This window comes from Streptomyces sp. NPDC059355 (genome assembly GCF_042752335.1).
Lineage (GTDB): Bacteria > Actinomycetota > Actinomycetes > Streptomycetales > Streptomycetaceae > Streptomyces.
In genome coordinates this window covers 120,699-141,820 of record NZ_JBHYXN010000005.1, presented here as the reverse complement: position 1 = coordinate 141,820, position 21,122 = coordinate 120,699, and the positions used below count along the sequence as shown (strand labels likewise).

The following is a 21,122-nucleotide window of genomic DNA, read 5'->3' as shown; positions in this document are numbered from 1 at the left end:
TACCCCGGACGACGCTATCCGCGCTGCAGAACGCCCCGTACGTACGCCGCCTGGCCGGCGTGCTGGAGGTCGTCGGAGACGATGCTGACCAGCCGTGCCCCCAAGGTGACCGGCGGGTCCCAGCCTGTGTCGACCACGCGGTCCAGATCGGCGGCGGAGAGCCCCCGCACGAAGTCGGTGGTCCGTTCGTGGACGGCGTCGAAGTAGCCGAGCAGCAGCTCGTCCGACTCGACCAGGACCGCTGCGACCTGCTTGGCCGTGTGCCCGAAGCCGGTGGCCTCGGCGGGCAGCGGCAGCGCGAACCGGGTGAACCACTCCTGCGCCGTCCAGACCTGCTCCAGACCCGACGCGTCGGCCATGTGGTCGTCCTGCACCCGGGTCAGGTGCCAGACCAGCCACGCGATCGAGTTCGCCTTCGGGTCGATCCGCGCGTTCAACTCCTCGGCAGAGAGGCCCTCGACCACCTCGTGCACCACCTCGCGGATGCGCCCGTACGCATCGGCCAGTACCTCCGTAGCCTTCATGCACCGCCTCCTGGCGTGGCGTCATGTCACCTGACGTGCGACATCGGCCGGTGCCGTGTGGCGACCGGCCGATGGGGGAACCGGCGCGGGGCTACATGGGATCCATGCCCCGGTCGTCGATCCTGTCTTCCTTCTCGCTCTGCTCCTGGAGCCGGCGGGCCTTCTCCTGGAGCCTTCGGCGCTCTTCCGGATCGGTGGAGCGTTCGGCCGCCGTGTTCAGCTCTTGCGCCTTCTCGCGCAACTGCCGGACCCGGCCGCGGGATTCGCCTGCGCTCATGATCACTCCTCGGGTGTGGGGGTAAGGAGGCCCGATTCAGCGAACCAGCAGCGCCGCGCGGGCGCATCTCGAACCGTCGCCCCCGCTGGCCGGCCGGGTGGACGGCTCCCCCGTTTGCCCGCCCCGTATGGCGCAGCGGCGCGCGGTGCCGCTGAATGGTGACCGGGCGTGCGCATTCCATGACGCACGTTGACCGGCGTGCGATGTGCAGACCCGCGCGTCGGCGAACGGAGCTTTCCATGAACGACCCCATCACGCTCGCGGCGACGGCGCAGGACGACGACCCCCGCGAGCCCCACGCCCCCGGTCCCACCAGCGCACCGACCCCGACGGGGACCGCGCCCGTACGCACCTTGCCGGAGACGGCCGGCACCTGCCGGCCCCTCGAGGAAGTGGCCCAACCGGTGAACCTCCTCGAGGAGACCGGCCCGGGCCCGGGCCACGGCCACCAGACGCTGCGGGCGGCCGCCGTCGGACGCCCGGTCCAGGACGTGGCCCTGCCGGTCGGCATCCTCGGGACGGACGAGGACCGCGTGCCGCCCCCGGGCCCCGCGCCGACGGCGCAGGGCCCCGAGCCCGCGCACCCCGTCCCGCCCGCGCCCCCCGGCTCGGCCGACCGGTCCCCGGGGGCCGACCAGGCCGTACCGGTCGTCCCGTCCGTGCACCCGGCCCGGCCGCCGGCGGTCCCCGCCGTCCCGGTCGGACCACGGCCGCAGGACGGGCGGCGGTACGCGCAACGGCCCGAGCCTCCGGCCGAAGAGCCGTTCGACGACCCCTACGACGACGAGCGGTACGAGTCCCTCACGGAGTACCGCCGAAAGTACGGGCGCGGCCCCGACGGCAACCGGACCGCGGCGGCCCCCGCCCCCTCCGGCCCGCTGCGCCACCGGCTGCGCCGGCCCGTGGCGGCGGCCCTGCTGGTCTGCGGCGTCCTGCACCTGCCGGGTGACGTGACGGCGCTGTCGTCCGAGACCCCGACCGCCTTCCTGCCGCTCCTCGCCACCGTGCTGTGCCTCGGGCTCGGCGCGCTGATCGCGGCGCGCGACACGGCCGGAGCGTGGCGGGCCGGTGCCGTGGGAGCCCTCGCCGTCGTCGTCCTGCACGTCGTCGGCGGCCTCGCGGCCTTCGACCCGCTGGAGGGTGCGGTGAGCGCCTCCCAGACCTGGGCGGGCGTCGCGGCGGTGTTCTGCGCCGCGGCCGCCGCAGTCCTGGCCGGTCTGGCGCTCGGGAACCGGACGCCCCGGGCCCGGGCGGGCGCCGGCGGCTGACCGCGCGACGGGGGCGGGACCGGCGCCACGTGCTCCGGTTCCGCCCCCGCGGCATGCGTGCGCACGGGTGGCCACGCCGCCGGACGCGCTACGCGAGCAGATTGACCCCGTGCGTGAACACCCGGGGCAGCCGCGCCGCCAACGGAACGATCCGCCCCGCCAGCCGGGGCTGCCGGCGCGCCCAGAGCAAGGACGCGGTCAGGGCGCGGTAGCTGCGCGACAGCTCCCGCCAGGCCCGCTCGTACGCCTGCGGCCGGCCCTCCCGTACGCAGCGCACGAGTTCACCCGCCGCCGTCACTGCCAGGGTCAGCCCCTCGCCGGTCAGCGCGTCCACGTACCCCGCGGCGTCGCCGACGAACAGCACCCGCCCCGCGACCCGTACCCGGGCCCGCTGGCGCAGCGGTCCGGCGCCGCGCACCGCCGAGCCGGCGGACCCGGCCAGCCGCGCGCACAGCAGGGGGAACCGGGCCAGCTGTACGTCGAAGGGGGCGCGCTCGGTGGTGAGCACCGCGACGCCGACCCGGTCGGGCCCCAGCGGGGTCACGTACGCCTCGCAGTGCGCCGACCAGTGGACCTCCACCAGGTCGCTCCAGGGCTCCACCGCGTAATGGCGGCGCAGCCCGTAGCGGGGCGGCAGACCGGGGGCGGGCGGCGCGGCCAGGTTCAGAGCGCGCCGGACGGGGGAGTGCAGGCCGTCCGCCGCCACGAGGTGGCGGGCGGTCAGGCCTGCCGCACCGACCCGGTCCGCGTCCTGGCGGACCTCGCCGACGCGCCCCGCGAGCACCCGTACGCCCAGCTCCTCGGCCCGCTGCGCCAGCGCGGCCTGGAGGACGGGACGGCGGGTGCCGAGACCCGGCCCGGTGCGGAAGCGTCCTTCCGCGTGCAGGCCGCTCACCCCGTCCAGGTAGCGGATCCCGTGGAAGGGCCGGCCCGGCACGGACACGCCCAGCCCCTGCAGGCCGCGTACGGCCCCCGGCATCAGGCCCTCGCCGCAGGCTTTGTCGATCGGGGTGGGACGCGGCTCCAGGACCACGACCTCCATCCCGGCCAGCGCCCCGTGGATGGCCGTGGCCAGCCCGGCCGGGCCGCCGCCCGCGACGAGCAGGTCGATCACCGGGCCCGGCCGTCCGCCGGTACCGGGCTGCGGTAGACGGGCGCGGCATGTGCGAGGGCGTCCTCTTCGCAGCGGATGCGTACGCCGAGCAGCAGGAGGTTCAGCAGGGTGAAGGCGGCCGCCGTCACCCAGGCGGTGTGGACGAGCGGCAGCGCCGCGCCCTCCACGACGACGGCGACGTAGTTCGGGTGGCGCAGCAGCCGGTACGGACCGGCCGCCACCAGCGGCCGTCCCGGGACGACCAGGACCCGGGTGTTCCACTGCGGGCCGAGGGTGGCGATGCACCACCAGCGCAGTCCCTGGGCGGCGATCACGAGGGCGAGGGCGGGCCAGCCCAGTGCGGGCAGGAACGGGCGGTCGGCGACGAGCGGTTCCACCACACAGCCCAGGAGCAGCGCGGTGTGCAGGGCGACCATGGCGGGGTAATGGCCGCGGCCATACTCGATGGCGCCGCGCGACAGGCTCCGGCGGGTGTTGCGCCGGGCCGTCGCGAGTTCGGCGAGCCGCTCGAGCGCGACCAGGCCGATGAGGAGCAGGTACGGTTCCATTGAGGGGGTCGATGTCACGGACATGGGGTCACCAGCGCAGGAGGACGAGTTCGGAGGCGAAGCCCGGTCCGAAGGCGATCATCAGCCCGACGGAGCCCGGTGCGGGCGGTCCGGAGGCCTCGATCGCGTTCAGGATGTGCAGGACCGACGCCGAGGAGAGGTTGCCCGCGTCCGCGAGGGAGCGCCGGCTCGCCGCGAAGGCGGAGTCGGGCAGTCCCAGCGCGTCCGCCAGCACGTCGAGGACCTTCGGCCCGCCGGGGTGGACGATCCACGCGTCGACGTCCGGCGGCTTGAGGTCGTGCCGGGCGAGAAAGGTCTCGACCTCCTCGGCCACGTGCAGCCGGACCAGGGCGGGCAGTTCCCGGCCCAGCACCATCCGGAAGCCCCAGTGGCCGATGTCCCAGCCGAGGAGCCCCTCGGTGCCGGGGTAGAGGCGGCTGCGCGCGGCCACGACCGAGGGCCCCGGTCGCGTGCCGTGCAGCGGATGGCCGCGGCCCACCGCGAGCAGGGCCCCTGCCCCGTCGCCGAAGAGGGCCCCGGCCACCAGGTTCGCCACGGAGGTGTCCGAGGGCTGGAGGGTGAGCGAGCAGAGCTCGGTGGACAGCAGCAGGGCCGCGTGATCGGGGCGGCCCGTCAGATGGTCGTGGAGGTGGCCGAGCCCGGCGGCGCCCGCCGCGCAGCCGAGGCCGAAGAGCGGGAGCCGTTTCACGTCGGGGCGCAGACCGGCCCGCCCGGCGATGCGGGCCTCCAGCGAGGGCGTGGCGAGCCCGGTGACCGTGGTCGACATGACCAGGTCGACCTCGCGGGCCGTCAGCCCGGCCGTGGCGAGGGCGGCTTCGACGGCGCGGGTGCCGAGCTCCTCGGCGCTCTCCAGGAAGAGGGCGTTCGTCCCGCCGAAGTCGTTCGACGGACCGTAGCGTTCCAGGGGGAGCGCGAGGTGGCGGGAGTCGACGCCCACCGCGGCGTGCAGCCGGTGGAGGAGGGCGGTGTCGGCTCCCTGCGGAAGGAAGCGGGCGAGCGCCGTCGCGATCTCGGACTGCCGATAGCGGTGGGGCGGGAACACACTGCTCACAGCCAGGACACGCGTCATTGGCCCAACATAGGGAATAACTGACACTTCATGAGGAATGCCGCATACCGGGCGCGGCGCGGCATAGCGTGACCGCGTGCCCCGTGCCAGAGCCGAAGCCGCAGACGAAACTCTTCCCGCGCCCGCAGTGACGGCCGGGACCGGCCCGCCGCGGCCCGCCGTGTCCCACCTGTTCGGCCTGCTCAGAGCCTGTCACCCGGTGCCCGCGGCCGCCGTGACGCTCCTGGCCGCCGCCCTGGCCGCGGCCGTGGGCCGCGGCCTCCCCGGGGCCGGGGTCACCGTGGCCGCGGTGGCCGCGGGCCAGCTGTCGGTGGGCTGGTGCAACGACCGGGTGGACCTGCGCCGGGACCTGGCGACCGGCCGCCGCGACAAACCGCTGGTCTCCGGCGCCGTCCGGCCCGCCGCGGTGACGGCGGCGGCGTTCACGGCCCTGCTGCTCTGCGTTCCGCTGTCGCTGGCCGGCGGACGGCTCGCCGGCTGCGCGCACCTGTGCGGGGTGGCCGCCGCCTGGGCGTACAACCTGTGGTTGAAGAGCACCGCCCTCTCGTGGCTCCCGTACGCCCTCGCCTTCGGGCTGCTCCCCGCTTTCGTCACCCTCGGTCTGCCGGGGGCGCCGTGGCCGCCCTGGTGGCTGACGGTGGCGGCGGCCCTGTTGGGCGCGGGCGCGCACTTCGCCAACGTGCTGCCCGACATCGAGGACGACCTGGCCACGGGGGTGTCGGGGCTGCCGCACCGGATCGGCGCACGGGGCTCGGCGGCCGTCGGGGGCCTGCTGGTGCTCGGCTCGGCCGCGGCCCTGGTCGCCGGACCGCCGGGGCGGGTGCCGCCGTACGGCTGGGCGCTGCTCGCGGCGACGGCCGCGGCGGTACTCCTCGGGGCCGGGCGGTCGACCGGCCGGAGCCGGATCCCGTTCCTGGCGACGATGGCGGTCGCCGGCGCCGACGTCGTGCTGCTGGTGGTCCGCGGGGCCGGCCTGGCGGGGCCGGGCTGAAGCCGCCGGGCTCCGCCGGGCTGAAGCCGCCGGGCTCAGGCGGCCGCGGTCGCCGGTGGTCGCCGGGTCCGGGTCCACTCCAGCAGCTGCTCCCGGGGCCAGGTGTTCACGACCCGCTCGGCCGGCACTCCGCACTCCACGGCCCGCTCGCACCCGGTGAGCTGCCAGTCCAGCTGGCCCGGAGCGTGCGCGTCCGTGTCGATCGCGAACAGGGCCCCGGACTCCACGGCCGACCGCAGCAGCCGGCGCGGCGGGTCCAGCCGCTCGGGCCGGCTGTTGATCTCCACGGCGGTCCCGGACTCCGCGCAGGCGGCGAACACCGCCTCGGCGTCGAACTGAGACTCGGGGCGGGTGCGCCCCGTCACCAGCCGTCCCGTGCAGTGGCCCAGGACGTCCATCAGGGGATTGCGCACGGCGGCCAGCAGCCGGCGCGTCATCGCGGGCGACTCCATCCGCAGCTTCGAATGGACGGACCCGACCACGAGGTCCAGCCGGTCCAGCAGTTCCGGCTCCTGGTCCAGCGAGCCGTCGAGCAGGATGTCGCACTCGATGCCGGTCAGCAGCCGGAAGGGCGCCCATGCCCCGTTCAACTCCGCCACCACGTCCAGCTGCTCGCGCAGCCGCTCCGGCGAGAGTCCGCGGGCGACGGTCAGGCTCGGCGAGTGGTCGGTGAGTACGGCCCACTCGTGGCCCAGTGCGGCCGCCGCCCGGCCCATGGCCTCGATCGGGCTGCCGCCGTCGGACCACTCGGAGTGCAGATGGCAGTCCCCGCGCAGGGCCGCGTGCAGCGCGAGGGCGGCGGGGCCGGCCGGCGGGCCCTCGGGGTGCGCGGCGACCTCGTCCTCCAGGGTCTGCAGGTAGGCGGGGATGTTTCCGCCGACCGCCTCCCGCACCACCTGGGCGGTCTTCGGCCCGATGCCCCTGACCGCTTCGAGGGTCCCGGCCCCGGCCCGTTCCCGTACCTCGGGCTCGCCCATCCGTACGAGGGCGGCCGCGGCCTTCCGGAAGGCCTGCACCCGGTAGGTCGGCGCCTGCCCGCGCTCCAGCAGGTAGGCGATCCGCTCCAGTGCCGCGACCGGATCCATGCGGTACCTCCTGAGTGCCTCCTGGGTCCAGTGTGACCGCCACCCCCAAGGATGTCTTGGGAAGGTCATAAGTTCTGGTTATAGGGTCATAAACGGGGGGCGGGTGCTGGGTTAGGGTTCCCTTAGTTTATGGTTTCCCGTGATCCAGTGTTTTTCGGTCGAAGGGAACCAGTCATGCCTCGCCCCCTCCGGGTAGCAATCGTCGGTGCCGGCCCCGCCGGAATCTACGCCGCTGACGCGCTGCTGAAGTCCGAGGCGGCCGCCGAGCCGGGTGTCTCCATCGACCTGTTCGAGCGGATGCCCGCCCCCTTCGGCCTGATCCGCTACGGCGTCGCCCCCGACCACCCGCGGATCAAGGGCATCATCACCGCCCTCCATCAGGTGCTCGACAAGCCGCAGGTCCGCCTGTTCGGCAACGTGGACTACCCGAACGACATCAGCCTCGACGAACTCCACTCGTTCTACGACGCCGTGATCTTCTCCACCGGTGCGACCGCCGACCGCGCGCTCGCCATACCGGGCGTCGAACTCGACGGCTCCTACGGCGCTGCCGACTTCGTCTCCTGGTACGACGGCCACCCCGACGTCCCGCGCACCTGGCCGCTGGAGGCCGAGAAGGTCGCCGTGCTCGGCGTCGGCAACGTCGCCCTCGACGTCGCGCGCATCCTCGCGAAGACCGCCGACGAGCTGCTGCCGACCGAGATCCCCGCGAACGTCCACGACGGACTCAAGGCCAACAAGGCGCTCGAGGTCCACGTCTTCGGCCGCCGCGGCCCGGCGCAGGCCAAGTTCAGCCCGATGGAGCTGCGCGAGCTCGACCACTCGCCCAACATCGAGGTCATCGTCAACCCCGAGGACATCGACTACGACGAGGGCTCGATCGCCACCCGCCGCTCCAACAAGCAGGCGGACATGGTCGCCAAGACCCTGGAGAACTGGGCGATCCGCGACATCGGCGAGCGCCCCCACAAGCTCTTCCTGCACTTCTTCGAGTCGCCCGCCGAGATCCTCGGCGAGGACGGCAAGGTCGTCGGCCTGCGCACCGAGCGCACCGAGCTCGACGGCACGGGCAACGTCAAGGGCACCGGCCGGTTCACCGACTGGGACGTCCGGTCCGTCTACCGCGCCGTGGGCTACCTCTCCGACGAACTGCCCAAGCTCCCGTGGGACGTCGCGAGCGGTACGGTCCCGGACGAGGGCGGCCGCGTGATCGAAGCCGGCGCGCACCTGCAGTCCACGTACGTCACCGGCTGGATCCGGCGCGGTCCGATCGGCCTCATCGGCCACACCAAGGGCGACGCGAACGAGACGGTCGCGAACCTCCTCGCGGACCACGCCGACGGCCGCCTGCAGAACCCCGCGGCGCCCGCGCCGGAGGCCGTCGAGGCCTTCCTGGCCGAGCGGAACGTCCGCTTCACGACGTGGGAGGGCTGGCACAAGCTCGACGCGGCCGAGAAGGCGCTCGGCGAGCCCGAGGGCCGTGAGCGCGTGAAGATCGTCGAGCGCGAGGACATGCTCGAGGCGAGCGGCGCGTAGCCGCAGCGCGTACTCGACCGGGTGGGGGCCGCCGGCGGTGGCCCCCACCCGCATGTCCGGAGCGTCGTCAGTCCGTGATGGAGAGGATCTTCCGGGTCTTCAGATCGGCCTGGACGTGGAGCCGGGTGGTGTCCGTGCCGCTCCAGGTCAGGGTGACGGTGGCGTTGGTCTTGCCCATGCCGCTGTCGACGTAGGTGACCTTCCACTCCAGCGGCACGTTCTGGGCGCGCAGCACGCCGTCCGCGTGGTTGGTCTCCTCCCACCGCGCCAGCTCGCGCTGGAGCGGCGCGGAGAGGTAGGCGGCCCGCAGCTGCTTCGCGCGCGTGCCGTCGTTGTCGTAGACCGCGTCGATGTACGCCCCGTAGAAGGTGGCGATCCGGGAGAACGCGCCCTCCGGGCTGCCGGACACGGACGGGGCCGCGGCGGCCGCCCGGCCGTCCCGGGGCGTGCCCGCGCCGGCGGTCGCGGAGGCGCTGGTGACGAGGGCGAGGGTGAGTGCGGCCGTCGCGGCGGTGGCCGCGAGGGCGAGGGAGGCGGTGCGCTTGGCCTTGGCCGGAGACTTGAACATCGTTCGGACCTTTCGCCGTGTTCGGTTGCCGAGCAGCTCAACCCACCGACGCCGCCACCCCGGCGCACGGTTCTCGGATCGTGCGAAATGGCCTGAATGCGACGCGGATGGCGTACGGCCGTCTATCGGGGCGAACCGAGGCAGTTCAGCGCCGCCGCCCGCAGCGCCCGTACGCCCGCCGGGAGCGCCGTGCGCACGTCCGGTGCGAAATCCGGCGCGTGGTTGGCCGGCAGGACGGCCAGTTTCTCCGCCGCCGTCGTACCGGGCGCCGCCGACCAGGCCGCCGGGCCGATCACGCCCAGCATCCAGTAGGCGAGGCGCACCCCCTGCGCCCCGTGCAGCGTCCGGCCCGCGTCGCCGAACAGCCCGAAGTCCTCCGTGGCCAGCGACGGCGGCCACATGGCCACCCGCTCCGCGCCGAACTCCGCCGCGTGCGCCTCCCGTACGGCCGCGGTCGTCGCCGGATCGGGATGGGTGACGGGGGAGGAGCCGACGCGGACGATCTCCGGCTCCCGCGGGCAGTCCGAGGCGGCGCACTCGGCGCGGACGATCCGCTCCACGGCGGCCGCCGCCCGGGTCAGCGCGGCCTCCCCGGCCGCCCGTACGGTGACGCCCAGCTCGGCCCGGTCGGGCACGACGTTCGCACGCTCGCCCGCCCGGAACGAGCCGACGGTGACGGCCACCTGCTCCGATGGGGCCGCCTCGCGCGCCACCACCGTCTGCAGCCGGGCCACCACGTGGGCGGCCGTCACCACCGGGTCCACGGTCAGGTGCGGGGCTCCGGCGTGGCCGCCGCGGCCGTGCACCACGATCTGGAAGGTGACGCTCCCGGCGGTCATCGGGCCGTACCCGTGCGCCACCATCCCCGCCGGCAGCGGAGCGGCATGCTGGGCCAGCACGGCATCGGGCCGTCCGACCCGCTCGTAGAGCCCGTCCGCCAGCATGGCCCGGGCCCCCTCCAGGGTCTCCTCGGCGGGCTGGCCGACCACGACGAGCGTGCCCCGCCAGCCGCTCCGCTCCCGGGCCAGCAGGGCGGCGGCCCCGGCCGCCGCGGCCAGGTGCAGATCGTGCCCGCAGGCGTGCGCCGCGTCGCCCTCGCTCGCGTACGGCAGCCCCGTCGTCTCCCGTACGGGCAGGGCGTCGAGCTCGGCGCGCAGCAGCACCGTCGGCCCGTCGCCGCTCCGCAGCACTCCGGCGACGCCGTGCCCGCCGATCCCGCGCGTCACCGCGTACCCCTCGGCTTCGAGCGCGTCGGCGAACCGGGCCGCCGTGCGCCGCTCCTCGCCCGACAGCTCGGGATCCCGGTGCAGTTCCAGGTAGAGCGTGGTCAGCGGCCTGATCAGAGCGGAGAGCATGGACCCATGGTCGGACAGGGCCCGCGGGGCGGATGCGTCAGGGCGCTGACACTTCCTGTCAGAGAGGTGCCAGCGGTCCGGGGGGTGAGCTGACGGCGCGACCCGCTCTGATGGAGGGGCGGCACACCCCCGCCCACCGACCGAAGGAGCCATCATGGAGAAGTCGCCCCTCGCCTCGCTCGCCGACGAGATCCTCGAACTCGAATCCGAGACGTTCGAGATCTCCGACTACTCGGACGCCAGCGAGGTCGTGCTCGCCGGTTCCACGAGCTGCAGCTCTACCTCGACCTGCTCCTCCACCACCAGCACGACCTCCTGTAGCGCCTGACCCCGGGTCGGACCGCAGGCACACCGGTGCCCCGGTCCCCGCGCACTGCGCGGGGACCGGGGCACCGTCGTACGAGGAGGAGGCGGGGTCAGGGGAACGGGTGCGGGACCATCCGGATCTCCGCCTCCGTCAGATCCGTCTCCCGCAGCCCCGCCCGGCGCGGCGCCGTCCGCAGCCGCGGCAGGTACGGAGCCCGCTGCCGCGACCAGCCGAAGTCGATCGGCAGCAGCCCGGGCACCACCGCGCACACCGTGCGCAGCCCGATCCGCAGCTGCTCGGGAGTGGTCTGGTCGACGACGATCACATCGTGCCCGGCGTCCGTCAACTCACACACACAGCACAGCAGATCATCGCGGAGATCCCCGGTGGCCGGCCGCCCGCCCGAGCCGTCCGGCGGGTGCAGCCACGACCGGTACAGCGCGTCCAGCGGCCGGATGCCCGCCGGCTCCGTGTACGGCCGTACGTACGGGGCCATCGCGGGCAGCCCGTACAGCTGGGCGTGGTCCTTGAGGTGCCGCACCAGGCCGAAGTCGCCTACCATCGCCTCCAGTTCACCCCGGCGCTCCGCGACCTGCCGGGGCAGGTGCGGGATGTAGGTGAGGACTTCGGAGAGCGCGGCCTCCACGGCGGCCGCCGGATCGAGCGCCGCGCCCGCGCCGAAGGCGAACAGGCCCGGGCCGCCGTCCCGGCGTATCGCGAGCCCGGTGACCACGGGCACCGCCAGGTCGATCCGGTTGTCGAACGCGTGCACCTCGTACCCCTGGAGAGCGGCCCGGTCGGCCATCGTCCGGACCGCCCGCCCGGGTACCGAGGCCAGGTCGATCTCGGTCAGCGGCAGTCCGGCGTACCAGGCCAGCAGGAAGGCGTCCCGCTCGATCAGTTCCAGCAGCGCGCCCAGCAGCGCCTCCTCCGTACAGCTGCCGATCGCGCAGCCGTTGGAGCACTCGAAGACGAAGTTGTCGGCGGCCAGCCCCGCGCTGTAGTGCACCAGCCGTGCCGGGACCAGCACCGGCCGGTCGTTGCGCAGCGAATGCCCGTACACCCACGGGATCGGCCGCTCCGGGTCGAAGGGCGAGACCAGCGGATCCTCGCGGTAGGTCCGCGGAGCGTAGAACCCGCACTCCGCCGGGTTCAGCGCCCGGTCGCCCAACTCGGTGTAGGAGGCGGTGAGCAGCCGGCTCCCGGTGCGGCGGTGGGTGCCGGCGTACCGCTCCAGCCCTTCGAGGAACGCCAGGTCGCGGCTGGCGGTGTAGCGGTTGGCCTGACCGCTCCAGGTGACGTCGGTCAGGCCCGCGTAGCCGCGCATGAAGACACTGCCGGCGACGGGCGCGGTCGTGGGCGAGGTGATGTCGGTCCAGGTGCCCCCGCCGAGGACCCCGCTCACCGGGTTGGCCAGCGCCGCGTACGGCATCGGGTACGAGTCGGCCGCGCACAGCCGCCGCGCTCCCGGGGCGGGCTTGGGCCGGCGGACGGGGGTGAAGGGAGCCGGGCCGTCGGCTCCGCGCGGCCCGCAGTCGGGGCAGAGCGGGTCGGCGGCCAGGGGGTACGTGCGGACCTGGAGGGTCTCCAGGTCCAGCCGGGTGACCTGGGGCAGGGCCCGGTCGGCCGCCGCCGGTCCGGGGGCGCGCACGTACCCGCCGAACACCGCCTGGTGGAGCGCGTAGGCGGCGTCCCGCAGGGCGGGGGTGAGCAGTGGCCACCGCGCGGCCACCGGGGTGGGCGGCCCGCTGCCGGTCTCCAGGGCGTCGCGCTCGCTGCGGCTGCGCAGCCGCTGCCAGCGCATCGCCAGGCACTGGCCGCAGGCCGGGGCGGAGCCGTCCCCGCCCCAGGGGCCGATCAGCACGGCCCGGCCGCTGAGGTGGACGGTGGCCGCCGGGCGCACCTGCGCGAACGGGTCGGCGGTGCGCGGCCCGAGGGCGTCGTGGACGCCCAGGGTGACCACGCCGGCGCCGAGCCCGGCCAGTGCCGCGGCGAGTGCGCGCCGGGTGGCCTCCAGCGGGGAGGCCGGGAGGGTCGCCGTCGTGTCGGTCATGTCCGGTTGCTCCAGCGGAAGGTCTTGAGTCCGATCGCGCCGAACAGCAGGGCGAAGCCGGCCAGGGCCGCACAGCCGACGCCGATCGCCCCGAGCGAGCCTGAGCCGGTGAGCGCGCCCGTCGCCGCGTCGTTGAGGTAGCGCAGCGGCAGCACCCGGGAGACCGACCGGAGCCAGGAAGGCATCATGTCCAGCGGCAGGAAGGAGCCGGACAGGAACGCCATCGGCACCATCATGCAGTTGGCGATCGCGGCGACCGCCTCGGGGGTGTTGGCGTACGTCCCGACGATCACGCCGATCGCCATGAACGCGGTGATGCCGAGGACCAGCGCGGGCAGCACCAGCGGCCAGCGCCCGTCCAGCTCCAGCCCGAAGCCGGGCAGCATCGCGACCGCGACGAACACCGCGGCCTGGACGACGCCGACGACGAGCGCCAGCACGTACCGCGAGGCCAGGACGGTCGTCAGCGGGGTCGGGGTGAGCCGGATCAGCCGGAGCAGGTCGTCGCGCCGCCACTGCATCAGCGTGAACGCGATCCCGAACACAGCGGCGTTGGCGACGCCCCACGACATCACGCCCGGCGCGATGTACGAGATGTACGGGCGGCCGCTCTGTTCCACGTCCTGCCCGCTGAAGATCAGGCCGAACACGACGAGGAAGAGCAGGGGGAAGGCGAAGGTGAAGAAGAGGGTGGCCTTGTCCCGGACCTGTGCCCGGTAGCCGGCGGCGGTCAGGGCCGTGTACGCGCTCATGCCTGGGACTCCGTGGTGTGGGGGTGCGCGGGGTGTTCGGGGTGGGCGTGGCCGGTGAGTTCGAGGTAGACGTCCTCCAGCGTGGCCGTACGGGTCAGCACCCCGTCGAGTCCGGTCAGCGCGTCGACGGCCTGGAGCACCTTGCCGGGCGCGGCGGTCTCCAGGACCAGCGAGCCGCCCTGCAGGCTCGCCCGGTCCACCCCGGGCAGGGCCCGGGCCCGCTCCAGCTCGATCCTGCCGACGGGCAGCAGGAGCCGGGAGGGGGCTCCGGCGGCGGTGACCAGCCGGTGCGGGGAGTCCAGGGCGGCCACCTTGCCGTCGACGAGTATGGCCACCCGGTCGCAGAGGGCCTCGGCCTCGTCGAGGTGGTGGGTGGTGTAGACGATCGTGCGGCCCTCGCTCTTGAGGACGCGCAGCACCTCCCACAGATCGCGGCGGGCCTGCGGATCGAGGGCGGCCGTCGGCTCGTCCAGGAAGATCAGCTCCGGGCCGTGGACCAGCGCCGAGGCGATGGCCAGGCGCTGGCGCTGCCCGCCCGAGAGGTTCTCGACCAGTACGTCGCGCTGCCCGGTCAGCCCCACGGTCTCCAGGGTGTGGTCCACGGCCTGCGGTCCGGCGCTGTACAGCCCGGCGACGGTGGCCAGGTGCTCGCGCGCGCTCTGCCGTACGAAGAAGGCCGAGGCCTGGGTCTGCACGCCCATCCGGGGCAGCAGCGCGGTGTTGCGCGGCCAGGGGCTGTGGTCCAGGACCCGGACCGTGCCGGAATCGGCCTGCCGCAGTCCTTCCATGATCTCGATGAGGGTGGTCTTGCCCGCGCCGTTGGGGCCGAGCAGTCCGAAGAACTCGCCGCGCCGGACGTCGAGGGAGACCCCGTCCACGGCCTGGCGGTCGCCGTAGCGTTTGCGTACGTCGCGGACGGCGATGGCCGAGGAGTCGGAGGGCTGGGTGCTGTCGGTCGTCATGGGCGGTGCATTCCCTCGGTGTTGTCGCGGATGCGGGGATCAGGAAGGAGAAACGGAGGAGGCGGCGGCGATCGCGTACCAGGCGGCGGCCGTCAGGGCGCAGGCCGCCAGCAGGACGAGGACGGTCGAGCCGATGGCGTAGCCGAGGTAGATCCGGCGGGCCCGCGCCGGATAGCCGGCCGCCGCGGCCCGGTCGCGCAGCCGCAGCCGCACGTACGCGGATCCGGCGGGCGCCAGCCGGGTCACGCGCAGCGCGTGGCCGAGCATCGTGTAGCCGTCCAGCGGCGGCAGCGGGACGAGGTTGACGAGGGCCTGGGCGCTGCCGAGCAGCAGCAGCGCGCCGAGCACCCTGCCGGTGGCGTCACCGGGGGCCAGCGCCGTCCACCAGCCGAAGAACGGCAGCAGGAAGAGCAGGTTGGCGAAGGCCCCGGCCGCGGCGACGGCCAGCTGGTCCCGGCGGCGGCGCAGATAGCGGTAGTTGTCGACGGTGCAGTACATGATGGCGACGGGCAGCCGCCAGCGCAGCCCGATCTCGCCCACGGTCCCGCCGACGTGGCGGGCGGCGATCCCGTGCGCGAACTCGTGCAGCACCGTACTGAGCCACAGCAGGGTGGCCACGGCCAGCAGCGGCACCGGGTGCGAGGCCAGCCACCACAGATCGCGCAGGAGCCCACCGGCCGAGGCGGCGAGCACCCCCTCCATCGCCAGGCAGCCGAGGAGCAGCAGGCCCAGTACCGCCGGGTGCAGGGCGGGCCGCAGGAACCGGTGCAGCCGGGCCGTGGTCGCGTCGGCGTCCGCGACCAGCCGCAGGGTGCCCCGCAGCAGGTTCCCGGTCCGCGGTGGGCCGGCGGCCTCCGGCGCGGCGGGCGGCGGACCGCCCGCGAGCAGCCGCCGGGTTCCGAGCAGGGCCAGCAGCTGCTGCCAGTTCCGTTCGCCGAGCCGGCGCCCGAAGGCCTCCCCGTACGCCACGCCGATCTCCGCGAGCGTACGGGTCCCGTCGAGGCGGGAGACGAGGAAGAACTCCTTCGGGCCGATCTCGAACGAGGCCCCGGACACCGGGTCCTTGACCAGGTGGACCACGGCCGGCCCGTTCAGCAGCGGCGGGGACAGCAGGATGCCCGGGCGCAGCGCCGGCCGGTGCTCCGGCATTCCGGCGGCGGTGCTCACGCCCTGACCGCCCCGGCCGGGCCGTCGGCGCCCTCGCGCAGCACCCGGCCCAGCAGGTGTGCGAGATAGGCCTCGTCCCGGATGGTGACGTGCAGCCGGTTGTTGGTCATGTGCATGTACGGGGAGAGCAGCAGCGGCAGGGCCGCCGCCGGGTCGCTCACCCGCTCGTCGCGGGTGCCGTCCCAGGAGCGGAAGACCAGCTCCCCGGCCTTCGCGAGCTCCTCGGCCCGCCCGCGCAGCTCGCGGCAGTGCTCCGCCCACCCGGCCAGGAAGCCGGGGAGCCGGCCCGTCTCCCCTTCGGCGAGCGCCTCGCGGACGGCGGCGAAGCGGCGCGCGATCCCGGGCCCGGTCTGCCCGTACGTACGGTCGTACTCGGCCGAGCCGATGAACCCGGTGCCGGGGAACGCCCGGTGCCAGAACTCGTAGTAGCGGTCGAGGTAGCCGCCGAGCTCCTCCCGGTCGGGCAGGAACACCCCCGCCATCACCATCATCAGCTGCGCCGACGTGCCCAGCAGCACGGTCCGCAGGTGCAGGTTCATCCCGCTCAGCGCGTCCATGACGAGGTCGCTGGAGTGCGCGAAATGCCATTCGGCGAGCTCGACTCCGGCCGGGCCGCCGTACTTTCCGTACTCGGGCTCGTACGGCTCGTACGCGTGGCTGTTGTTGGGCCGAAGGTTCATCCGGCCGTCGGGGCCCATGAACGCGGCCCGGTCGCCCTCGGGGGACTCGATGTCGAAGAGGGTGTTGTAGAACTCGTTGAGGAAGCCGGAGTCGACCTCGTAGAGAGCGGGCCGGGCCTTGAGGAAGGCCGCGACGGCCTCCTCCGTGCGGCGGCGCACCTCGGGCTCGGCCCCGGGCGTCGCGGGGCGCAGGCGCAGCCGTACGTGCGGGCCCTCCAGCCAGTAGTTGATGAAGAAGTGCCCGGCGAGCAGCCCGTCGCGCGACAGGCCGGCGACCAGCGGGCGCACGCACTGCACCAGCAGGGGCGTCGGGTTGGCGGCGTAGAAGATGTGCACGGCCTGCCACGCACCGCGCTCGCCGGCGCCGCGCGCCTCGGTCAGTTCTGACATCGGGGTCCGCCTTCCGGGCGTCGGATGAGGGTGGTGAAGGTCTCGACGGCGAGTTCGGCGACGTGGGCGCCGTGCCCGGAGTACGTGTGCAGGCCGCCGGGGTCCGGGAGCATCTCGCGGAAGACCACCCTGTGGCCCGGATCGCGCAGCAGCGGCTCGAACGCCGCGAGCGAGAGCAGGCTGGAGAAGTCCACGTACTGCGGTTTGGCCCCCAGCGCGGAAGGCCCGGCGGAAACGGTCGCGAACACCCGCTCCGGCAGCCCGTGCGCCCGCCGCCAGCGCTGCCAGTCCAGGAAGTGCCCGGCCTCCTGGGCACCCTGCACCGGAAGTTCACCGGCCGTGGTGGTCCAGCTGCGCCGGCTCAGCACGAGGTCCCCGAGCACGACGCGCGGCCGGGTGCGCACCCCGCCCTGCGCGTCCCCCTCCGGCACCCCGGCCCACACGTCCAGCGGGGACATCGAGGAGGGGGAGAGCAGCAGGAGCGTCCGCGGGATCGCGGGCAGGGCCAGCGGTACGAGATAGCCGAGGTAGACCGGGATCACCTCGAGGCCGAGCCGGTGCGAGCGCAGCACCACCCGGCCGGTGTCCGGCACGTGCTCGGCGTACAGGTCGTCGAGGTGCAGCCGGCGGTCCTCCGGCAGGGTGCCGCTCTCACCCGGGCAGACGATCTCGTAGTCGGTCAGCCGGCCGTGCAGGTTGAGGTTGGTGGTCACCGGGCCGCCTGTGACCTCCGCGAACACCGCACCCTCCGGGGTGACTTCGGCGGCGGTCGCCCGCAACCCCTCGGCCAGCTCCGGGCCGCGCCCGGCCTCCCCGTACACGTGGGTGAAGCGGCTGAAGGGGAAGGACAGCCCGCCGTACGAGCGGTTCAGCACGGTCAGCCGCTCCCCGGTGGCCTGATCGCGGGCCTGCTGGAGGTGGTGGCAGCGCGGTGCGAACCCGGGCAGTGCCGCCTCCAGTTCGCCCGCGACCTCCTCGATGTCCGCCTCGTCGAGCCGCAGTTCGCCCGCCCCATGCTCCCCGTACGCGGACCAGGCCGCCCGCATCCGGCCGACGAAGGCGCGCCGCGCCGCGTCCAGGGCCCGGATGCCCGGCAGGGAGAGCCAGTTCTCCTCGGGCACGTACTCCCCGCGCGCGTCGAAGGGCGTACGGCGGGCCGTGAACGACAGGTACTGGTCGAAGAAGTCCTCGTGGAAGTCGTGGACCAGGCCCAGCAGGTCCTCGCAGCGGCCCCCGGAGCCGTAGCGGGCGGTGAAGAACCCCTCGAAGGTGATCCGCTGGGCCAGTGTGAGGTCGAAGGCCGGCAGGATCCGCTCGACGGCGCGCAGCGCCCCGCCGCCGGCGTCCGCCACCGCCCAGGCAGGCTCCGGGCAGGCCAGCTCCCGGCCCGCGCTCACGTCCTCGTACAGCAGGGTCTGCGGCAACGCGGCGTCCGGGCAGCCGAGTTCGCGCTGCACCCGCCGCAGGCCCGAGCGCAGCCCGTGCAGCAGCTCCGCCCGCTCACCGGCCCCCGCCGCCGGATACCTCTCCAGCACGGCGGCGGGCGCGTCGAGCAGTCCGGCGAGGGCGTCCGCCCACGGCCGCTCCAGGGCGGACAGCGAGCGCTGGAACGCGCGCAGCGGATCCCCGTCGTGGACCCCGGTGTCCAGGCAGGGCGCCCGCACCATGCCCAGCTGGAGCAGCGCGCCGATGTAGGCCTCGCAGTCGGCCGGCGTGGCGCCGTGTTCGGCGGCCAGCCAGTCGGCCAGCTCCCGGTGGCGCAGCTCCGGGCGCTCCGCGAACAGGGCGAGCAGCCGGTCGAGGGTGCCGCTGCGGCGCAGGAAGAACAGCCGGTCCTTGACGGCGTCGAAGGTGACGGCCGCCGCGTCGTCGCCCGCCGTGACCGAGCGCCGTACGTAGCGGATCCGGTCGTCCTCCCGCCCCCAGCCGGGGGCCGGGCGCAGCGGCAGGTCCCGCCGCCGGACCGGGTCGGCGAGGATCAGCTCGGCGATCCGGGCCAGCACCACGACGTTCAGACGGACATGGCTGGTCCAGGTGTCCGCGGTGCGGATGCCGTCGCCGGGCGCCGCGCCGGGGGTGAACCGGCCCGTGGCCACCGCGGTGAAGGTGCTGAACGGGCTCGTCTTGCAGGCCGTGCGGTAGACGTACGAGAGCGCCGAGCGTTCCACCTTGCGGGCCCGGCCGCCGGGCGCGCCGGTGGCCTGCGCGTACGCGTCGAGCTGCGCTTCGAGCACCGGCGAGGCCAGCAGCAGGCCCCTGCGCAGCCGGTCGTCCCCGAGCAGTTCGCGCAGCGCGGCACGGCCCCGCCCGAGGTCGCCGCCGAGCAGCCCGGCCCCCTCGGTCAGCAGGGCGTCCAGCCGGCGCCGCCGCAGCACCCACGCGGAGAGGTGGCCGGCCGCGACGCCGTCGACGTCGGAGACCTCCCGGACGGCCGCGTCGGGGTCGGCGGGCAGCCTGCCGTTGTGGATCTGGCGGCGCAGCCGCAGCAGGGCGCGGCGCCGGGCCGCGCCCTCGCCGGCGGGGCCGGGGTCGGTCGCGCCGACCGCCTTGTGCAGCGCCTCGCTCAGCTGCTCCGCGTCGGCGCGCAGCGATTCCTCGGCCGACAGCACCTCGGCTGCCCAGCGGCTGGTGTCCGGGCAGCGCAGCGCGTCGACCGCGGTCAGGGGCAGGCCGGCCACGCGCAGCATGAAGCGGTCGCCCGCCTGCCATTCGGTGGTGCTGTTCATCCTGATCGTCCTGGTTCTGTCGTCGGTGGGGTCGCGGTCGGGTCCGGTGCGGGGGCGGGCTTCAGGCGATCTCATGGCGGAAGTCGGCGGGCCGCGGCCGCTCGTGGCCGAGCAGCATGATCAGCAGCGGTGCCTCGTCGGTGCCGGTCAGCCCCAGCTCCTCCATGTGGCTGACGGTGTCGAAGCCGAGGGCCACGCCCGCGCCGAGCCCGTGGGCCGCGGCGCTGGTGTAGAAAGTCTGGGCGACGGCCCCGGCGGCGGCGCCCACGAGCCGGTAGCCGCGCTCGCCCACCGCGTCGAGCACCGCGGTGGTCCGCACGGTCGGCACGATCACGGCAGCCGCCTGCTCCAGGTTGTAGTTGGAGAGGAAGTAGCTGCGCTGGAGGAAGGGGCCGGGCGGGCCCGGGACCACCAGGCGCAGGCTGCGGGCCGCCGGATCGTGGGCGTACGCGCCGGGGGCGAGGCCCTCGACGTGGTTGACGAAGACGTACAGCGAGGTCAGCCCCGGGCCCTCGGGCCGTTCGGCCTCGCTGCCGACGGCCGTCGCGGCGCAGTCTGCCAGTACGGCGGCCAGCCGCTCCGGCGCGAGCGCGTGACTCGCGTCGAAGCGGCCGAAGCTGCTGCGCCGGGCCCGCAGCGCCGCGTGGACGCCGATCGGGGCGGTGGCGGGCGCGGGCAGCGGCAGCGGGTCCGTACCGCGCGGCGGCGGCGCGGCGGCGCGGTCGAGCGCACCGGGTGCCGGGCGTTCGGCGGCGCGGCCGAGGGTGGCCTCGTGGATGCGGTGCAGGGCCTCGAAGGCGAGGACGCGGCGGGATCGTTCGCGGTCGCGGTGGCGAACGGCGGCGGGGACGGGGGCGGGGGAGCTTGCGGAGCCGGAGGATCCGGGACGGCCGACCGCGGGGCCCCCGTCCTCGGCCGTACGGCCGCCCGCCCACTCCAGCGGCACCACGGCGAAGACCCCCTCCTCCCGGTGGTCCACGCCGAGCAGGCGGGCGATCCGCTCCTCGTCGAACCAGAGCACGGGCGCGATCCGCAGCCCGTGCTCCCTGGCCCACAGCCGCCAGGTCTGGAGCACGGTGCCCACGTCCATGCTCACGGCGTGGAAGGAGAAGCTGTTGTACTTGAAGGAGTTCTGCCAGTACTTGACGCTGAGGATCAGGTACTGGCCGGTGCCCGAGGCCTGCGCCGGGGCGTCGGGCCCCAGTGCCTCCCGGATGTCACCCGTGACATCACCGGTCAGCAGCCGCCGCATCCCGTGCCGGTGCGGCGCGTAGTGGTAGACACCCGGTGTGAGAGGTCCGCCCGGACCGGCCACCCAGTGGACGGCGACCGGGTAGAGCCCGCCCCCGGAGGCGGTCCCGCGGGACCAGTTGGCCTGGGTGTAGTGCGGCAGCGCCGCCAGATCCGTATTGGCCTGGATGCCGAGCCGCCGGCCGGTCAGCCCGTACGAGTCCTGCAGCATCCCGGAGAGCAGCGCCAGGCCGAACCCGTCGGCGGGTCCGGTCGAGGGCTCGTGCACCGGCTCGGGCAGCGGCAGGGTCTCCGCGCCCGGATGGAACTTCGCCTTGCGCGGGCGGTCGGCCCAGTCGGGCACGAAGTCGACGGGCTCCATCGGCACCCGGCCGCGGTGCATGATGGCGGTGGCGTAGTCATGGGCGTAGCCCACGGGTCCTCCTACGGTCGGGACGGACGGACTGGCTGGCTGACTGACGGGCGAACGGCCTGGCGG

Annotated in this window: 19 protein-coding genes; 4 read left to right on the top strand and 15 right to left on the bottom strand. The window is 74.6% G+C overall.

Annotated features, from left to right (window positions below):
• Positions 1-14 precede the first annotated feature (14 nt).
• Both ACFXGI_RS07110 and ACFXGI_RS07105 read right to left on the bottom strand, forming a co-directional pair.
• Entirely contained in the window at positions 15-524 is a 510-nt protein-coding gene (locus tag ACFXGI_RS07110) for a DinB family protein (protein WP_384704328.1), read from the bottom strand.
• A 91-nt stretch (positions 525-615) separates the two neighbouring features.
• The gene (locus ACFXGI_RS07105) at positions 616-804 is read right to left on the bottom strand and encodes a DUF6381 family protein (protein ID WP_384704537.1); all 189 of its coding nucleotides are present in this window, start codon (positions 802-804) and stop codon (positions 616-618) included.
• A 236-nt stretch (positions 805-1,040) separates the two neighbouring features.
• Between ACFXGI_RS07105 and ACFXGI_RS07100 the strand changes: the two genes are divergently transcribed.
• Positions 1,041-2,069 carry a hypothetical protein gene (locus ACFXGI_RS07100; RefSeq protein WP_384704326.1) on the top strand — a complete coding sequence of 343 codons (1,029 nt, stop codon included), beginning with the start codon at positions 1,041-1,043 and terminating at the stop codon, positions 2,067-2,069.
• Positions 2,070-2,157: 88 nt separating this feature from the next.
• Here the strand turns inward: ACFXGI_RS07100 and ACFXGI_RS07095 are convergent, their stop codons facing one another.
• The 3 genes from ACFXGI_RS07095 to ACFXGI_RS07085 are packed head-to-tail and all read right to left on the bottom strand — an operon-like array spanning position 2,158 to position 4,821.
• On the bottom strand, positions 2,158-3,183 hold the full coding sequence (locus ACFXGI_RS07095; protein ID WP_384704324.1) for an NAD(P)/FAD-dependent oxidoreductase: 1,026 nt from the start codon (positions 3,181-3,183) through the stop codon (positions 2,158-2,160).
• Positions 3,180-3,731: an isoprenylcysteine carboxyl methyltransferase family protein gene (locus ACFXGI_RS07090; RefSeq protein ID WP_384704322.1), complete on the bottom strand. Its 552-nt coding sequence runs from the start codon at positions 3,729-3,731 to the stop codon at positions 3,180-3,182. Before ACFXGI_RS07090 ends, ACFXGI_RS07095 begins: the two co-directional genes overlap by 4 nt.
• Positions 3,732-3,759: 28 nt before the next feature.
• Positions 3,760-4,821 carry a type III polyketide synthase gene (locus ACFXGI_RS07085; protein WP_384704320.1) on the bottom strand — a complete coding sequence of 354 codons (1,062 nt, stop codon included), beginning with the start codon at positions 4,819-4,821 and terminating at the stop codon, positions 3,760-3,762.
• Between the two features lie 76 nt (positions 4,822-4,897).
• On the opposite strand from ACFXGI_RS07085, the gene ACFXGI_RS07080 reads away from it, so the two are divergent.
• Positions 4,898-5,812 (top strand): UbiA family prenyltransferase, encoded by a 915-nt coding sequence (locus tag ACFXGI_RS07080; protein ID WP_384704318.1) that lies wholly within the window; start codon positions 4,898-4,900, stop codon positions 5,810-5,812.
• Positions 5,813-5,847: 35 nt separating this feature from the next.
• Here the strand turns inward: ACFXGI_RS07080 and ACFXGI_RS07075 are convergent, their stop codons facing one another.
• On the bottom strand, positions 5,848-6,897 hold the full coding sequence (locus ACFXGI_RS07075; RefSeq protein WP_384704316.1) for a PHP domain-containing protein: 1,050 nt from the start codon (positions 6,895-6,897) through the stop codon (positions 5,848-5,850).
• 174 nt (positions 6,898-7,071) lie between these two features.
• On the opposite strand from ACFXGI_RS07075, the gene ACFXGI_RS07070 reads away from it, so the two are divergent.
• Positions 7,072-8,433, top strand: coding sequence for an FAD-dependent oxidoreductase (locus ACFXGI_RS07070; protein ID WP_384704314.1), 1,362 nt, complete (start codon positions 7,072-7,074; stop codon positions 8,431-8,433).
• A gap of 67 nt (positions 8,434-8,500) precedes the next feature.
• Here the strand turns inward: ACFXGI_RS07070 and ACFXGI_RS07065 are convergent, their stop codons facing one another.
• Positions 8,501-9,001: a hypothetical protein gene (locus ACFXGI_RS07065; protein WP_384704312.1), complete on the bottom strand. Its 501-nt coding sequence runs from the start codon at positions 8,999-9,001 to the stop codon at positions 8,501-8,503.
• A gap of 122 nt (positions 9,002-9,123) precedes the next feature.
• On the bottom strand, positions 9,124-10,356 hold the full coding sequence (locus tag ACFXGI_RS07060) for an amidohydrolase (protein WP_384704310.1): 1,233 nt from the start codon (positions 10,354-10,356) through the stop codon (positions 9,124-9,126).
• Between the two features lie 154 nt (positions 10,357-10,510).
• On the opposite strand from ACFXGI_RS07060, the gene ACFXGI_RS07055 reads away from it, so the two are divergent.
• On the top strand, positions 10,511-10,684 hold the full coding sequence (locus ACFXGI_RS07055; RefSeq protein ID WP_007268044.1) for a thiazolylpeptide-type bacteriocin: 174 nt from the start codon (positions 10,511-10,513) through the stop codon (positions 10,682-10,684).
• A gap of 88 nt (positions 10,685-10,772) precedes the next feature.
• Here ACFXGI_RS07055 and ACFXGI_RS07050 read toward each other — a convergent pair whose 3' ends face one another.
• The 7 genes from ACFXGI_RS07050 to ACFXGI_RS07020 form a co-directional block, all read right to left on the bottom strand.
• Positions 10,773-12,716, bottom strand: a complete 1,944-nt coding sequence (locus tag ACFXGI_RS07050) for a TOMM precursor leader peptide-binding protein (RefSeq protein ID WP_384704308.1) — start codon at positions 12,714-12,716, stop codon at positions 10,773-10,775.
• On the bottom strand, positions 12,713-13,468 hold the full coding sequence (locus tag ACFXGI_RS07045) for an ABC transporter permease (RefSeq protein WP_384704306.1): 756 nt from the start codon (positions 13,466-13,468) through the stop codon (positions 12,713-12,715). The genes ACFXGI_RS07050 and ACFXGI_RS07045 overlap by 4 nt, the downstream gene beginning before the upstream one ends.
• The gene (locus ACFXGI_RS07040) at positions 13,465-14,430 is read right to left on the bottom strand and encodes an ABC transporter ATP-binding protein (RefSeq protein WP_384704305.1); all 966 of its coding nucleotides are present in this window, start codon (positions 14,428-14,430) and stop codon (positions 13,465-13,467) included. Before ACFXGI_RS07040 ends, ACFXGI_RS07045 begins: the two co-directional genes overlap by 4 nt.
• 39 nt (positions 14,431-14,469) lie before the next feature.
• Entirely contained in the window at positions 14,470-15,579 is a 1,110-nt protein-coding gene (locus ACFXGI_RS07035; RefSeq protein WP_384704535.1) for a peptidase M50, read from the bottom strand.
• A gap of 14 nt (positions 15,580-15,593) precedes the next feature.
• Entirely contained in the window at positions 15,594-16,667 is a 1,074-nt protein-coding gene (locus ACFXGI_RS07030) for a lantibiotic dehydratase C-terminal domain-containing protein (protein ID WP_384704303.1), read from the bottom strand.
• Positions 16,655-19,393: a lantibiotic dehydratase gene (locus ACFXGI_RS07025; RefSeq protein WP_384704301.1), complete on the bottom strand. Its 2,739-nt coding sequence runs from the start codon at positions 19,391-19,393 to the stop codon at positions 16,655-16,657. The genes ACFXGI_RS07030 and ACFXGI_RS07025 overlap by 13 nt, the downstream gene beginning before the upstream one ends.
• Positions 19,394-19,454: 61 nt before the next feature.
• Positions 19,455-21,059: a SagB family peptide dehydrogenase gene (locus tag ACFXGI_RS07020; RefSeq protein ID WP_384704299.1), complete on the bottom strand. Its 1,605-nt coding sequence runs from the start codon at positions 21,057-21,059 to the stop codon at positions 19,455-19,457.
• Positions 21,060-21,122 lie beyond the last annotated feature (63 nt).